The sequence below is a fragment of the Lelliottia sp. RWM.1 genome, from assembly GCF_016859735.1.
Classification (GTDB): Bacteria; Pseudomonadota; Gammaproteobacteria; order Enterobacterales; family Enterobacteriaceae; genus Enterobacter.
In genome coordinates this window covers 1-14,370 of sequence record NZ_WLVC01000033.1, presented here as the reverse complement: position 1 = coordinate 14,370, position 14,370 = coordinate 1, and the positions used below count along the sequence as shown (strand labels likewise).

The 14,370-nt window shown below is 49.2% G+C and carries 13 protein-coding genes; 6 read left to right on the top strand and 7 right to left on the bottom strand.

What is annotated here, in order from left to right; translation table 11 throughout:
- Positions 1 to 184 precede the first annotated feature (184 nt).
- Entirely contained in the window at positions 185 to 1,834 is a 1,650-nt protein-coding gene (locus GF617_RS19385; RefSeq protein WP_203452294.1) for a methyl-accepting chemotaxis protein, read from the top strand.
- A gap of 90 nt (positions 1,835 to 1,924) precedes the next feature.
- Here GF617_RS19385 and GF617_RS19380 read toward each other — a convergent pair whose 3' ends face one another.
- From GF617_RS19380 to GF617_RS19370, 3 genes are all read right to left on the bottom strand, one after another.
- The gene (locus GF617_RS19380) at positions 1,925 to 2,890 is read right to left on the bottom strand and encodes a DMT family transporter (protein ID WP_181621991.1); all 966 of its coding nucleotides are present in this window, start codon (positions 2,888 to 2,890) and stop codon (positions 1,925 to 1,927) included.
- Between the two features lie 75 nt (positions 2,891 to 2,965).
- On the bottom strand, positions 2,966 to 3,790 hold the full coding sequence (locus GF617_RS19375; RefSeq protein WP_181621992.1) for an AraC family transcriptional regulator: 825 nt from the start codon (positions 3,788 to 3,790) through the stop codon (positions 2,966 to 2,968).
- Positions 3,791 to 3,871: 81 nt separating this feature from the next.
- Positions 3,872 to 4,720 carry an SDR family oxidoreductase gene (locus GF617_RS19370; protein WP_181621993.1) on the bottom strand — a complete coding sequence of 283 codons (849 nt, stop codon included), beginning with the start codon at positions 4,718 to 4,720 and terminating at the stop codon, positions 3,872 to 3,874.
- 84 nt (positions 4,721 to 4,804) lie between these two features.
- Between GF617_RS19370 and GF617_RS19365 the strand changes: the two genes are divergently transcribed.
- Positions 4,805 to 5,191, top strand: coding sequence for a helix-turn-helix domain-containing protein (locus GF617_RS19365; RefSeq protein ID WP_181621994.1), 387 nt, complete (start codon positions 4,805 to 4,807; stop codon positions 5,189 to 5,191).
- A 40-nt stretch (positions 5,192 to 5,231) separates the two neighbouring features.
- On the opposite strand, the gene GF617_RS19360 is transcribed toward GF617_RS19365, so the two are convergent.
- Positions 5,232 to 7,175, bottom strand: a complete 1,944-nt coding sequence (locus tag GF617_RS19360) for a bifunctional 2',3'-cyclic-nucleotide 2'-phosphodiesterase/3'-nucleotidase (protein ID WP_203452293.1) — start codon at positions 7,173 to 7,175, stop codon at positions 5,232 to 5,234.
- Between the two features lie 179 nt (positions 7,176 to 7,354).
- Between GF617_RS19360 and cysQ the strand changes: the two genes are divergently transcribed.
- A complete protein-coding gene (cysQ, locus tag GF617_RS19355) occupies positions 7,355 to 8,095 on the top strand; it encodes a 3'(2'),5'-bisphosphate nucleotidase CysQ (RefSeq protein ID WP_181621996.1) in 741 nt (246 codons plus the stop codon).
- Here cysQ and GF617_RS19350 read toward each other — a convergent pair.
- Positions 8,089 to 8,646, bottom strand: a complete 558-nt coding sequence (locus tag GF617_RS19350; protein WP_203452292.1) for a YtfJ family protein — start codon at positions 8,644 to 8,646, stop codon at positions 8,089 to 8,091. The genes cysQ and GF617_RS19350 overlap by 7 nt on opposite strands.
- 324 nt (positions 8,647 to 8,970) lie before the next feature.
- Between GF617_RS19350 and GF617_RS19345 the strand changes: the two genes are divergently transcribed.
- Entirely contained in the window at positions 8,971 to 9,177 is a 207-nt protein-coding gene (locus GF617_RS19345; RefSeq protein ID WP_004857160.1) for a DUF1107 domain-containing protein, read from the top strand.
- A gap of 74 nt (positions 9,178 to 9,251) precedes the next feature.
- Here the strand turns inward: GF617_RS19345 and GF617_RS19340 are convergent, their stop codons facing one another.
- The gene (locus GF617_RS19340; RefSeq protein ID WP_181621998.1) at positions 9,252 to 10,589 is read right to left on the bottom strand and encodes a hemolysin family protein; all 1,338 of its coding nucleotides are present in this window, start codon (positions 10,587 to 10,589) and stop codon (positions 9,252 to 9,254) included.
- A gap of 219 nt (positions 10,590 to 10,808) precedes the next feature.
- Between GF617_RS19340 and GF617_RS19335 the strand changes: the two genes are divergently transcribed.
- Complete coding sequence (locus GF617_RS19335) at positions 10,809 to 12,008, top strand: phage integrase SAM-like domain-containing protein (protein WP_203452291.1); 1,200 nt, start codon at positions 10,809 to 10,811, stop codon at positions 12,006 to 12,008.
- 410 nt (positions 12,009 to 12,418) lie between these two features.
- On the top strand, positions 12,419 to 12,886 hold the full coding sequence (locus GF617_RS19330) for a hypothetical protein (RefSeq protein WP_203452290.1): 468 nt from the start codon (positions 12,419 to 12,421) through the stop codon (positions 12,884 to 12,886).
- 582 nt (positions 12,887 to 13,468) lie between these two features.
- Here the strand turns inward: GF617_RS19330 and GF617_RS19325 are convergent.
- Positions 13,469 to 14,083: a LexA family transcriptional regulator gene (locus tag GF617_RS19325; protein WP_203452289.1), complete on the bottom strand. Its 615-nt coding sequence runs from the start codon at positions 14,081 to 14,083 to the stop codon at positions 13,469 to 13,471.
- Positions 14,084 to 14,370 lie beyond the last annotated feature (287 nt).

Sequence of the window (14,370 nt, the reverse complement as noted above, 5' to 3'; positions counted from 1 at the left end):
ACCCTTTAGGGGCAAACAAGAAAATGGGAGCTAGATCACAAAAAAATCTTAAGGTTTAACTCGCTGAATGGCTTTAGAAAATCCCCTTTCGAAAGTTTTGAAAGGTGGGGGGACGTTAAACAACCCGCTGCGCCTGCCGATAGATACACGTCAGACAATATCCTGCATATAAAAAAGGCGACGAATGTTTAAACGTATAAAAGTGATTACCCTCCTGGTCTCGGTGCTGCTTGTGCTCGGCATCATGCAACTGCTCTCTGCGGCTATTTTTATCAATGCCCTCAATAACGACAAAGACAACTTCACCGTGTCTCAGGTGTCCAGCAAGAACGTAGCGGAGTTTACTGATGCATGGATCAGCCTGAATCAGGCGCGTGTCACCCTGAACCGCGGCATGCTTCGTCTGCAAAGCAGCGTCGCAACACAGATCAACGGTGGACAACTGACTGAGCTGGTTGCGACAGCGAAAAACCTGCTGGCAGAGGCGCAAGACCATTACGACAAATACTACGCGCTGCCCAATACTCCCGGTCTGGATGACGACCTTAGCAAACAACTTGAAGAGCAATATCGCATCTACTCCGCGACGCTGACTCAAATGAATGTTCTGCTGTCACAGGGCAACCTGGAAGATATGTTCAAGCAAAATGCTGAGCAAAAACAAACGGCGATGCAGAAAGTCTATCGTGAATGGCGTCACGCGCAGACAATGCTGACCGATAAAGGTATTAAGGATAACGAGAGCGATTACAAACGCATTCTGTGGATCCTCTCCGCCGTGATGCTGGCGGTCATGGCGATCATTATTTCCAGTTGGGTTGCGATGCGTCGTGTCCTTCTGCTGCCACTGCATGATGTTATTGGGCATATTCGCGCGATAGCGGCGGGTGATTTGACGCAGCCTATTGAGGCCAGTGGTAAAAATGAAATGGCTCTGCTGGCGCATAACGTTCAGGAGATGCAAACCGCACTGGCGAATACCGTCGGCGTGGTGCGTGAAGGCGCGGATACGATCTACACCGGCGCAGGCGAAATTTCCGCGGGTAGCAACGATCTCTCATCCCGTACCGAGCAGCAGGCGGCATCCCTGGAAGAGACGGCAGCCAGCATGGAGCAACTGACAGCAACCGTGAAGCAAAACGCCGACAACGCGCGTCAGGCTTCGCGTCTGGCACTGGATGCGTCATCCACCGCGAAGAAAGGCGGTAACGTCGTGGAAGGCGTGGTGCGTACCATGGATGAAATCGCCACCAGCTCCAGCAAAATTGCGCAGATCACGAATGTGATCGACGGGATTGCTTTCCAGACCAATATTCTGGCACTGAACGCCGCGGTTGAAGCCGCGCGTGCTGGTGAGCAAGGCCGTGGGTTTGCGGTGGTCGCGGGTGAAGTTCGTACCCTGGCCCAGCGTAGTGCTCAGGCTGCAAAAGAGATTAAAGCGCTGATTGATGACTCCGGCGATCGCGTAAATGCGGGCTCGCAACTGGTGAATGAAGCAGGGGAAACGATGGCAGAAATCGTGAACGCGGTAACGCGCGTCACCGATATTATGGGTGAAATCGCGTCAGCCTCTGATGAACAAAGCCGTGGTATCGATCAGGTTGGGCAGGCAGTGGCTGAGATGGATCGCGTCACTCAGCAAAACGCCTCGCTGGTGGAAGAGTCTGCGGCGGCGGCGGCGGCTCTGGAAGATCAGGCTGCACGCCTGAACGAAGCGGTAGCGGTGTTTAAGATCACCCGTAACCAGGCGGCCAAAGCGGCTCCAGTGAAAGCGTATGTACCAAAAACGCAGCCTGTTTCAACCTCTTCTGAAGCAAACTGGGAAACGTTTTAACATCTTGCCCGGTGGCGCTGGCGCTTACCGGGTCTGCAAAATCATGACAACGCAGGCCAGGTAAGGCATAGCCACCGCCCGTCAAAAAAGTCACACTTCCGAAGCCGGAACAACCGTCGGTTTTTCTGGCTTCGCTCTTACCGCAACCACCACCCCGACCACGAGCAATGCGATCCCGCAGGCCGTTAACAATGGCGGAACGCTCTGGCGCATCAGGAATGTATAGAGCAAACCTGCCAGAGTCTCAAAGACAATCAGCGGCCCTAAGATCACCGTCGGCAGCTTCTGGCTGGCGATATTCCAGCACAACGCGCCAACCCAGGAACAGAGCACCGCGATTGCAACCATTAAGCCGACAAAGACCCACGGTCGTGGCCCAAAGGGTAAGGCAAATTCCGGCTGTTGCGCCCCAAGCCATGCACAGGCAGCCACGTAGCCAAGCAGTGACACGGGCAGAGTAACCAGCGCCTGTGCCGTCGCCCACATCATCGGGTGTTTGTCCGGGTTTTCCCGCAGCCAACGGGCATTGCGCAGGGCATACCACGCCCAGCACACCACTGAAATCAGCGCCAGCAAGATGCCAGAACCGTAGCGCCACCAGTTGACGTTTTCCTGCCCATTCCGGAGCTCCGCGACATTGACACAAATCAGCCCCACCGCAATACAAACCAGAGCCGGAGCCATTTTTGACCATGCCAGTTTGCCGTCGCGGTGGCTGTAAAGCAGGTTTGCAAAGACCGGGATCACGACGGGCAATGTGCCGATAATCATGGTCGAAACCGGAGCGCCTGTACGCTGAATGGCGCTTGCCAGGCAGACGTAATAGATGAGATTGCCCATCATGGTTAATGCCAAAGCGGTTATCCAGTCCTGGCGGCTAAGCTGTTGCAAACGTCTGCGACCCAGCCAGGCAAGAGGAAGGGCGATCAGCCCCAGCGCCAGATAGCGGCCCATTGACTGCAGTACGGCCGGGTACTCTGGCACAATCAATGGACCCACAAAAATTAATCCCCACATCAAACCTGCAAGCAGGGCATACAACACGCCGCTAATCATTTTTTCTGTCCACACTCATTCAGATACCGCCAGTGTAGGAAGAGGCAATGTGCGCGTATTGTATGAGATTGCGCATTAGCGCCTGGCGACCTGTTTCTGGTAGCGAACGGGCGTGATGCCGTAGCGGCGGGTGAAAGCCCGGGTCAAATGCGACTGATCGGTTAGCCCGGTTGCTGCGGCCACTTCTGCCGCAGGCATACCATGAGTGAGGAAGGCCTTTGCACGCCAGAGGCGGATTGCCATCAGCATTTGATGAGGCGTGACATGGAAATGCGCTTTGAACTGGCGCTGGAAATGGTATGGACTCAACGACACGACGTTTGCCAGTTCATCCAGTGTGAGCGCGTGCATATAGTTGTCGTGCAGATACTCCCTCGCTCGTTCAAAACGGTGTGCCCCTTCCCGAATCATGGGCGCATGGTGCGCCAGCGGTTGGAATGTCTCGATTAAGTCCAGCAGCAACCCTTTTTGCGCCAGCGGATCATCCGTATGCCACAGGCCATAAATAAGCTGACAGATCTGCTGCGAGCGCAGTGGGTCATGGCGCGTGACATCACTAAACCACCAGTGACGAAGGCCAGTGACCTCTTCCAGTAAATCAGGATCGAGATACACCATCCGGTAGCGCCAGCCGTCGGCGGTTTCAGCTTCGCCGGTGTGAAGCTCGTCCGGGTTCATGGTGACAACCGAATTCACCGGGGCGACGTATTGCGTGCCGCGGTAGCGAAAACGCTCGGCTCCGGCTTCAATCGCGCCGATGCCGAAGGCTTCATGAGTGTGAGGCTCAAAGGCGTAACGTGAGATGTGTGCATGATACAGTTCAACACCCGGAACCTGCGCCAGATGGCGAAAGCGGGCGCTGTCTCTTTCATCAATGAACTGTTCAGGTACGCCTTGCACGTTGAGCCTCCTTTTGGGTCATCTCTTCATTATCAGAGATGACCCGTGGGGATGCCACAAAAAATAACCAGTTTGTAACAACTACAGGATACCTTTGACGCTCTCAGCGAGCGGCGTCGTTGGGCGACCAATCAGTTTGCTCAGCGTATGGCTATCGTCGAACAACCCTCCTTTAGACGCGCCAGTATCAGAGTCTGCCAGCATATCAGCCAGACCCGCAGGCAGGCCAACCCCCTTCAGTGCCGCGGCAAAATCGGCTTCACTCAGGTTCTGATACACCACGTTTTTACCACTCTGTTTGCTCAGCTCCGCAGCCAGTTGGCTTAATGTCCATGCCGCATCACCGGCCAGCTCATATACCTTTCCTGCATGTCCCTCTTCAGAAACAACTTTGGCTGCCGCTGCGGCATAGTCGGCACGGGGGGCTGATGCAATTTTGCCTTCCCCAGCAGCGCCGATAAACACGCCGTGTTCCAGGGCTGGCGGTGCGCTTGCCAGATAGTTTTCGGTATACCAGCCATTACGCAGCAGGGCATAAGGTACGCCAGATCCGGCCAGTGCTTTCTCGGTGGCAACGTGTTCAACGTGCAGGCCGAGCGGTGATTGGTCTGCATGAAGCAGGCTGGTATACGCGATGAATTTCACGCCTGCCGCTTTGGCCGCATTAATGACATTTTGATGCTGTACCGCGCGTTGGCCGACTTCGCTGGACGAGATCAGCAGCAGTTTATCCACACCTTTCAGCGCCTGAGTGAAGGCAGCCTCGTCGGTGTAATCGGCCTGGCGAACGACAATGCCTTGCTGGCTCAGTGCGTCGGCTTTTGCCGGGTTACGCACAATGGCCACAATCTGGTTTGCCGGAACGGTTTTCCGCAGGTTTTCAATAACGAGATGGCCAAGCTGGCCAGTAGCGCCGGTGATTGCGATCATGAGGAATCTCCTTCGTGTTTGTCTTGTGTTGTGGCACACTATCACCATAACTAACTTTTAGTAAGTACGTACAAAAAGGTAAGTATGAAAACGTCTATTCCGACACTCAGCGAGCAAATGCGGGACGGGAATCTGTTTGCGGAGCAGTGTCCCTCTCGCGAAGTGCTTAAACACGTCACCAGCCGCTGGGGGGTATTGATCCTGGTCGCGTTGCGCCAGGGAACACACCGTTTCAGCGATCTGCGCCGTAAAATGGGCGGGGTCAGCGAGAAGATGCTGGCTCAATCGTTACAGGCGCTGGAGCAGGACGGGTTTATCGACCGCGTCTCTTATCCGGTTGTTCCCCCGCATGTGGAGTATAGCCTGACGCCGCTGGGGGATGAGGTGAGTGAGAAAGTTGCTGCCCTGGCGGACTGGATTGAGGTGAATACGCCGAAGGTGTTGGTTAATCGGGACGATCGTGCGGCGTAACGTGCCGGGTGAGCGCCAAGACTCCCCGGCACACCGTGTGCTACTTGCTCAGATCGAGCTGATAGATCGCAAAGCCAATATCATCTGTACCGACTTTGTGCATCGGGTACTGCGCCTTGTCTTTGATAAAGGCTGCTGCCTTATCGGACGGTGACGTTTCGAAACGGATATCCAGCGTCGTCTCACTCTGGATCGGCGCCAGACGCCAGTTCTTATCCACGGCAGGATGAATTTCTCCGTCCTTTTTCGTCCGGGCGCTGATCCACGCCGCCAGAACCGCACGGTTTTCATCCGGTGAAGCAAACGCAATATGGCTGTCGCCGGTTCCGGCAAACTTGCCGCCGTAGGCCCGGTAGTTATTGGTGACGACCAGGAACGTTGCATCTGGATCAACCGGTTTTCCGTTGAAGCTCAGGCCTTTGATACGCTCAGCTTGCGGATTGATGGCCTGGCATTCGCCGTCGTATTTGGCAGGCTGGGTAACATCAATTTGATAATCCACGCCGTCGATGACGTCGAAATTATAGGTACGGAATCCCTCCCAGTTGATCAGCGATTGCGGTTTACTGCTGTTCGGATCGATCTGATTAAACTGCCCGGCAGAACACTCCAGCCACTCCTTGACCTCTTTACCCGTTGCTTTTACGACCACCAGGGTGTTCGGGTACAGATAGAGATCGGCAGCGTTGCGGAACGTAAGTTGGCCCTTTTCGACCTCGGTATAGCTGGATGGATCATTCTTGCGCCCGCCAACCTTAAACGGTGCGGCAGCAGATAACACAGGCAGTTTCGCCAGGTCAGGATCGCCCTGGATAAAGTGTTCGGCGTAGGCTTTTTGCGCCAGGTTGACAACCTGAACCGTTGGATCGTCCTGAACCAGCGCCAGGAAGCTGTACATATTGTCGGAGGATTTGCCGATAGGTTTACTGACGAACTCGCGTGTTGCGTCATGGTCGTGCTTCAGCACATCGACCAGCTTTTTATCTTCGGCAGCCAGCGGCTTTTTAGCGACCGCATCGTAAATCGGACGGGCTTCCGCTTTGGACTGGGTGACCTGCCATTGACCGCTATCGTTATTGAGCACCAGATCGACCACGCCAAGATGATCGCCCCACATGCCCGGCATCACTGATGGCACGCCATTCAGCGTCCCCTTGTCGATATCCGCGCCTTTGATGCTGGCAAAGTCTTTTCCCGGAAATACCGCGTGGGCGTGGCCAAACAGGATGGCATCAACGCCGGGGACTTCACTCAGATAGTAAACGGAGTTTTCTGCCATCGCTTGATATGGGTCGGCTGAAAGACCTGAGTGCGCCACGACGACGACCAGGTCCGCCCCTTTTTCGCGCATCTCTGGCACATATTTGCGTGCGGTTTCGGTGATGTCGTTAACAGTGACTTTTCCGGTGAGATTTGCTTTATCCCACGTCATGATCTGCGGTGGCACAAAACCGATATAACCGATTTTCAGCGTCTGTTTTTTACCATCCTGATCGAGAACGTCAGTCTCTTTAATTAAATATGGGGTAAAGAGCGGTTTTTGGGTCTTAACATCGATGATATTGGCGTTAACGTAGGGAAATTTCGCCCCGGCCAGGGCCTTATGAAGATAGTTCAGACCGTAGTTAAACTCGTGGTTTCCCAGGTTGCCGACGGTATAATCCAGGGTGTTCATCGCCTTGTAAACCGGGTGAATTTCACCTTTTTGCAACCCTTTCGCGGCCATGTAGTCACCGAGCGGGCTACCCTGAATTAAATCGCCGTTATCCACCAGTACGCTGTTCTTCACTTCACCCCGAGCAGCGTTAATCAAACTTGCCGTGCGTACCAGCCCGAATTTCTCTGTTGGGTTATCTTTGTAGTAATCGAAGTCCATCATGTTGCTATGCAGGTCAGTGGTTTCCAGAATGCGAAGATCCACTGTCGCCGCTTGTACACTTGCAGCAACCAGCGTCGCCAGGAGCGTTGCGCTAAACTTAATCATCAGAGGAGTCCTTTTTTCGATCCAAGCCACAAAAGAATATGTATGTATATTTTGTTGCTTACAGAAATGTGAATGCTGCCAGAAAAAATCGCCATGAAACCAGAATTGCCTCACAGATAGTGATTACGATATAAATAAAACAAATAGTTACAGCCACTGCGTTAACGAAGAGGTGGAAAATGTTAGATAAGATTTGTCAGCTCGCACGGGATGCGGGTGAGGCCATCATGCAAGTGTATGATGGATCGAAACCGATGGAGGTTGTCAGCAAGTCTGATAACTCTCCTGTTACGGCGGCGGATATCGCGGCACATGCGGTTATTCTCAAGGGGTTACAGGCCCTGACGCCCGATATTCCGGTTCTGTCGGAAGAAGCCCCTCAGGGCTGGGAAGAGCGCCAGCACTGGCAGCGTTACTGGCTGGTGGACCCGCTGGATGGGACCAAAGAGTTCATCAAGCGTAACGGCGAGTTCACGGTGAATATCGCGCTGATTGAGAAGGGAAAAGCGGTGCTGGGCGTGGTATACGCGCCGGTGATGAACGTGATGTACAGTGCAGCCGAAGGTAAAGCCTGGAAAGAAGAGTGTGGTGTGCGTAAGCAGATTCAGGTACGTGATGCGCGTCCGCCGCTGGTGGTGATCAGTCGTTCGCACAGCGATAATGAATTGCAGGAATACCTGCAACAACTGGGTGAGCACCAGACCACGTCGATTGGCTCATCGCTTAAGTTTTGTCTGGTCGCGGAAGGCCACGCACAGCTCTATCCACGCTTTGGGCCTACCAACGTCTGGGATACGGCGGCAGGCCATGCGGTCGCAGCCGCTGCCGGGGCGCACGTTCATGACTGGCAGGGCAAGCCGCTGGACTATACCCCGCGCGAGTCATTCTTAAACCCCGGCTTCCGGGTATCGATCTACTGAGCCAGCAACGTGTGCAGCAGGGCAACAACCTGCTGTACCTCTTCCTGAGTTAATGCCCCATCTTTGGCCCACTGCACGCGGCCATCTTTATCCAGCACGATGATTGCAGAACTCTCTTCATCCAGTTGCCAGGTCTTGCGGGCGATACCATCGCTGTCGACGATGAATTGCGACCACGGATAGAGCTTTTTATTACTCTCAAGACTGCTGCGAACAAACATGCCTGAGCCTGGGATTGCATCGTCGGTATTAACAATGGTGGTGGTCTGGTAGCGATCGTGAGGGAACTGCGCTGCTTTGATCGCCTCAACCAGGGTGGCGTTTTTCTCTTTTGCAGATGTACGCCCTGCAATATGTTGTACAACTCTCACTTTGCCCGTGAGCTGCGCGCTATTCCAGGGTTTATAGCTAAACTTATCATTGTCGAGAATCAATTCTCCCCGGTCAGCAATACCGACTGGTGGCACGCGTTGTCCTTTTTCAAAGTTGTGTGCACAAGCCATCAGGGGCAGCAGCAGGCAAGATGCGGCCAGGATGTTACGTAGGGTCATGGTGTTTCCTTATTTTTAGCAGGTGATCAGACCACTTGGTCTTACGGCTTTAAGCATAAGTGCGATCTATGGGCTTTTCCCGCAATCCCGATGCCAGTTTGCGGGTGAACGCACATAACCACGAAAAAACGACGGCTTATACTGCCTTCAGTAATGGTGTGCAAAGAAAATTCTGAATAACTGTAATCAAAAGGTAAATAAACTTATGCATACTGGGTATCAATGGTTTTCTGGTCTATAGTCATTGAGCACTAAAATTTGCGCTCAGGACAGTCGGGCCGATTGTGGCACCGCAAGAGCGTATGATTCGCAGGAGATACAAGAATGAAAATTTTCCAACGCTACAACCCGCTTCAGGTGGCGAAGTACGTGAAGATCCTGTTCCGTGGACGGTTGTATATCAAGGATGTTGGCGCTTTCGAATTTGATAAAGGTAAGATTCTTATCCCGAAAGTGAAGGACAAACAGCATTTGTCTGTGATGTCCGAAGTCAACCGTCAGGTTCTGCGTCTGCAAACTGAGATGGCTTAACCAACGTGCTATGCAGTAATTAAAGCAGTATAAAAAAACGGCTCCCATTGGGAGCCGTTGATGTTTATAAGGGCTTACGCCGCCGCGTTTTCTTCCGCATCTGGCAGTTTCGGAACCAGCACCGTCGGTTTATTATCGATTCGCGTCACCAGCAGCTGATCTATACGGTAGTTATCAATATCTACCACCTCAAACTTGTAGCCGGAGAACTTCACTGAGTCGGTACGTTTCGGGATTTTCCGCAGCATAAACATCATAAAGCCGCCAATGGTCTCGTAGTTACCCGACTGCGGGAATTCATCGATATCCAGCACACGCATCACGTCTTCAATCGGTGTCCCGCCATCGATAAGCCATGAGTTCTCATCACGCTGCACAATTTGTTCTTCCAGGCCCTGGCCTACCAGGTCACCCATTAGCGTGGTCATCACGTCGTTCAGGGTAATAATACCCACAACAAGTGCGTATTCGTTCATGATAACCGCAAAGTCTTCACCGGCGGTTTTGAAACTTTCCAGCGCTTCAGAGAGCGTCAGAGTGTCCGGCACAATCAGTGTATTGCGGATCTGTACTCCGCTGTTCAGCGCCAGACTTTGGTTTGCCAGAACGCGGTTCAGCAGGTCTTTAGAGTCAACGTAGCCAATGATGTGGTCAATATCTTCATTGCAGACCAGGAACTTGGAGTGCGGATGTTCCGCCACTTTGCTCTTCAGGCTCTGTTCGTCTTCGTGCAGATCGAACCAGATGATATTTTCGCGACCGGTCATGGATGACGGCACAGTGCGGGATTCCAGTTCAAACACGTTCTCAATCAGTTCATGTTCTTGCTTACGCAATACGCCAGCCAGTGCGCCAGCTTCCACCACGGCATAGATATCATCAGAGGTGATGTCATCTTTACGTACCATCGGCAGTTTAAAGATGCGGAATATCACGTTAGCCAGTCCGTTGAAGAACCATACCAGCGGGCGGAACACAAACAGGCAGAAGCGCATCGGGTTGATGATACGCAAAGCAACAGCTTCTGGCGCAATCATACCGATGCGTTTCGGGGTCAGGTCGGCGAACAAAATAAACAGGCCAGTGACCAGTGAGAAGGAGAGAATAAAGCTCAACTGCTCGGCCAGTTCTGCGGACATGTATTGAATAAAGAGGCTATGAAACGCCGGGGAAAATGCTGCATCACCCACGATACCGCCCAAAATAGCGACCGCGTTCAGGCCAATTTGCACCACGGTAAAGAACATACCTGGGTTTTCCTGCATTTTCAGAATGCGGGATGCATTGATGTTGCCTTCATCGGCAAGCAGCTTCAGTTTAATTTTACGGGACGCGGCCAGTGAGATCTCAGATATCGAGAAAAATGCACTGACGGCAATGAGGCAAAGTATTACTAAAATACTGTTTAACATAGTTTATCCGGCCTAACGCCAGATCCTCGGAAGGGAAGTTAATTACATTTGTGTGAAAACACATAGAACGTCAGCTCGTAGCGTTGAGCTGATTATTTCAGCGGGTAGTATAGCGTAAGAGTATGTAAATCTGCCAGAGGTCACATTTTGACGCTTAAGTACCGATAAGTGTTGTGTTTGGGAATTGATGGGAACCATTCTCATTTGAAGAGGGTTTTCATGCAATCTTTACCAGATCTTTATCCAATCTTTATACAGCAAAATGTGCGTTTTTTAGACAGGACAGCTTCCTCTGAACGCTCTTTCATGTGGCAGCGTCGATTAGCTGGGAAACTTCTTCGGGTTAGCCTACGCACCCAGGACAGAAATGTGGCTCAGTATCGTGCCTTAAAGCTCACTGAAGCCTTTATAAGGCTCTCTCAGCTAATGGGGAATACAAATCCACTATTGATTCGTGAAACGCTTCTAAAGGCCAGAGATAAGCAAATAGAGGATGAATTTTTATCCGCTGTTACTGCTTGTCAGGGCTTGACGTATCCAGTAACTCAAGAAACTAACTTAGCACCGCTACTATCTTCAGTAATTAATGAGTGGCTTGAAGAGATGGGTGCTGATTGGGCGAAGAGTACCAAAGTACTCAATGAGAGAACGGTAAATAGTTTTCTGGAATGGTGTGGAGATATACCAGTCGGTTCAGTTACGAAGAAAACTGTGAGCACTTATAAAAAGTTTCTTGATGATTCGGGTAAGTCGCCTCGATCCAAACAAGATGCCATCATTAAGGTTTCTGCAATGTTCAATTTCGCTATGAAGCAACGTGATTACATTGAGAAGAATCCTTTTTTGGGGATGAACTATAAGAATGTTGAAAATGTGAGTATCAAAACGGGTGTTTCATTAATGGAACATCAAAAAATTATTGCTTCTCAGCATGTTGCCGATTCTAGAACCTTATGGTGGTTGCTAAATCTGCTTTATTACACAGGAGTTCGTATAGGTGAGGCGATCCAGATCACTTCAAACGATTATATTGAGAAAGAAGATCAAGGAAAGATAATAAAATGCATTAGTGTTAATGATGTTGGTACTAAAACCGTTAAGAACAGCGAATCAATTCGTGATATCCCTTTAAGTGATAATCTTCTGAAGATAGGGATATGGGAAGAGAAACCTACATATCATTGGGTTAATAATTCATCTGCCAGCAATGCTATTAGTACGGCTTTCAAAAAATCAGGTATGAAGCACACAGCACATGACTATAGATATGGCTTGTCTGATCGATTGCGAGACCTTCATGAAGTACCAGACCATGTAAGGTTCTCAATACTGGGACATGCTCATAAAACAATGACGGATAGGATATACAGAAGTAAACAGCCATTAATGCAAATGAAACAAGCGATCGATTGTATTTAAATTTGATTACTTCAAGAGTAAGCAAGGTTTTCTTTCCTTACTTACTCTTTTATCCGCGACATCTAATTTTTTAAAAGGAAATGGGATGGAACTCAATCGTGGGATATAATAAGAGTATAACCCTTATCTCCAACTAGCCCCACCATGTGATTTAAGAATAATGAAATGTATAGCAAAGGATAAAGTAATGAATAAACAAAAACAAACGTAAGACACTCAAAGAAGCAATTGGTAGTACTGTGAAAATTGTAGAAACTTGCAAGGCAATAACGCAAAGTTGAGTACTTACCTATCGTATCAATCAATATATAATTCTAAACTAAATTGTAGGGTTTGGTATTTTCACTTTAGGAAAGTACTATAAGAAGTACTAACACGGCTTGTTAGTACATGATAAAGGAGTATTTACCATGGCAAAAAAAGAAACTATTCATAACAACAAAAAAGTACAGGCAGCATTGAAAAACGTCACACTATATAAACTTTCCAAAGAAGCAAAAGAAGCGATGCGAAAGTTAATACAGGAAAGTAAATTTCTTGGTAAAAACAGAGTGCCAGAAGAAGATGTATACCATATCGTTAAGAATGCTCCAGAAATTGGCAAGTATATGGTGGCCGAGCATTTGAAAGCATATCGTCAGAACAAAGGACAAGCCTATCCTTCAAGTGAATCTGCGATTGAGAAGTATAAACGTATCTGTATGTTAGTATCACAAGCTTTTGAAAAGTTATTGAGTGATGGTTCAACTATGAATGGTCTTAAAAAGTATGTGAAGAAGAAACCACTAACAGTCGAACAAGTACAGGAAATTAAAGACCTACTTGATACGGGGATAGATGCTCAGGCTGCTATAGATCTCATAGTGACAATGAGATGATAACCGTATTTTATAGTCACGCTAATACAACAATCGACCTTAACTGGTTGATTTATAATTCATTAATAACCATATCTATAACCGTATTGAAAATGGTCAAAATACGGTTACTATGGGGTGGTGGTGAGTGTGTGTACAATATATAGTAGTAAAGTCAACCACTTATGCACTATATGAGGTTATTTCTGAATAACCGTAACTTAATATAATATAAACCCATACCCATAACTTTGAAGTATAAGTGTCTTACTGATATTCAGTCTCTAGAGAGCCTAACTTCGCTTTGCTCGTTAGTCTCTATAAAAACCAAATATTAGATCGTAACTTTGCGTTTTTCTCGCTACTACTCGAAACAACGCAAGGCCTTTTACTCGCTATCGCTCAGACAACTAACAGTGTTGCATGTACTACCAAAGTAATTAATCAAAGTCTTCTGAGTTGCCACGCAGCCCCGCCACTGAATCCAACCCGCACAGGAAGCCCCTGAACGCCATTTGACTTAAATCCATCACCATTCCGTCAAAAGGTATAAAACGCCTTAGAAACGTGTTGAGGACGTTTAAATGGGCTATTAGTTCGATACTATAAATGGCTCAGTACTGCCAATACTTCCCCAAGCACTTCGAAAGAAGATAGTGATTCCTCATTTACGAACATTGCAGTGTATTTGCTGTTATCACTGCCCAAACAGTACCCTTCAGAAACTACCTGAATTCGTTTGTACAAGTAATTCCCTTCCTTGTGCAGTACCACCACTTTCCCTTCTCTTAGTTGCTTTTGGCTCTGGTCTATGAGCAATACACTACCTGGTGAAAACGTTGGGTGCATTACGTCAGTATCAACGCGAAGGGCTGCAAGCTCTTTCGCTTTTGTTTGAAAATCGATAAAGATACTCAAATCCAGTAAAAGGCAATTCTCGTTATTTATAAAAGGTACTTCCAGTACTCTATTGTTCGGGGCTACATTCACCAGCTCAGCAAACCCCTTGCCAGTAGCCAGCCATTCGACAGATACATTAGCAGCCTTCGCCAGTAGAACGAGATTTTCCAGTGTAGGGCTTGAAACTGCCTGAAGATAGTTATGTACAGTACTGTACCCAATTCCAGCTTTTTTGGCGAAATCACGTCCGCTGCCTGTAGGGACTAGTGATTTCAATCTTTCGCTGAACTGTACGAGATTCTCTTTCTTGCCTGTCATATGCGACCTATCACATAAAAAGGAATTTAGTTCCTTATTTTTAATTGACGAGTTCCTTTTAATGATCAATCATATTCTTAATGTTAGTAATGAGTGGTCATTATGAGTATTCATAAGCAATTAGGATCGCAGATAAAGGAGCAAAATGCCAGTGCTGAGAACTGGCATAGAGCGGACATACTGGCTGCTATCAAGAAAAAAGGAGGAACACTAGGGAAGGTGCGAACAAGTTCCTGATATGAGATCATCATATTCATCCGGAGCGCATCCCAGAGGGACATCATGAG

Coding starts and splice junctions, on each gene's coding strand:
- GF617_RS19385 (WP_203452294.1), top strand. CDS start 185: ATGTTTAAACGTATAAAAGTGATTACCCTCCTGGTCTCGGTGCTGCTT.
- GF617_RS19380 (WP_181621991.1), bottom strand. CDS start 2,890: ATGATTAGCGGCGTGTTGTATGCCCTGCTTGCAGGTTTGATGTGGGGA.
- GF617_RS19370 (WP_181621993.1), bottom strand. CDS start 4,720: ATGATCGCAATCACCGGCGCTACTGGCCAGCTTGGCCATCTCGTTATT.
- GF617_RS19365 (WP_181621994.1), top strand. CDS start 4,805: ATGAAAACGTCTATTCCGACACTCAGCGAGCAAATGCGGGACGGGAAT.
- GF617_RS19360 (WP_203452293.1), bottom strand. CDS start 7,175: ATGATTAAGTTTAGCGCAACGCTCCTGGCGACGCTGGTTGCTGCAAGT.
- cysQ (WP_181621996.1), top strand. CDS start 7,355: ATGTTAGATAAGATTTGTCAGCTCGCACGGGATGCGGGTGAGGCCATC.
- GF617_RS19350 (WP_203452292.1), bottom strand. CDS start 8,646: ATGACCCTACGTAACATCCTGGCCGCATCTTGCCTGCTGCTGCCCCTG.
- GF617_RS19345 (WP_004857160.1), top strand. CDS start 8,971: ATGAAAATTTTCCAACGCTACAACCCGCTTCAGGTGGCGAAGTACGTG.
- GF617_RS19340 (WP_181621998.1), bottom strand. CDS start 10,589: ATGTTAAACAGTATTTTAGTAATACTTTGCCTCATTGCCGTCAGTGCA.
- GF617_RS19335 (WP_203452291.1), top strand. CDS start 10,809: ATGCAATCTTTACCAGATCTTTATCCAATCTTTATACAGCAAAATGTG.
- GF617_RS19330 (WP_203452290.1), top strand. CDS start 12,419: ATGGCAAAAAAAGAAACTATTCATAACAACAAAAAAGTACAGGCAGCA.
- GF617_RS19325 (WP_203452289.1), bottom strand. CDS start 14,083: ATGACAGGCAAGAAAGAGAATCTCGTACAGTTCAGCGAAAGATTGAAA.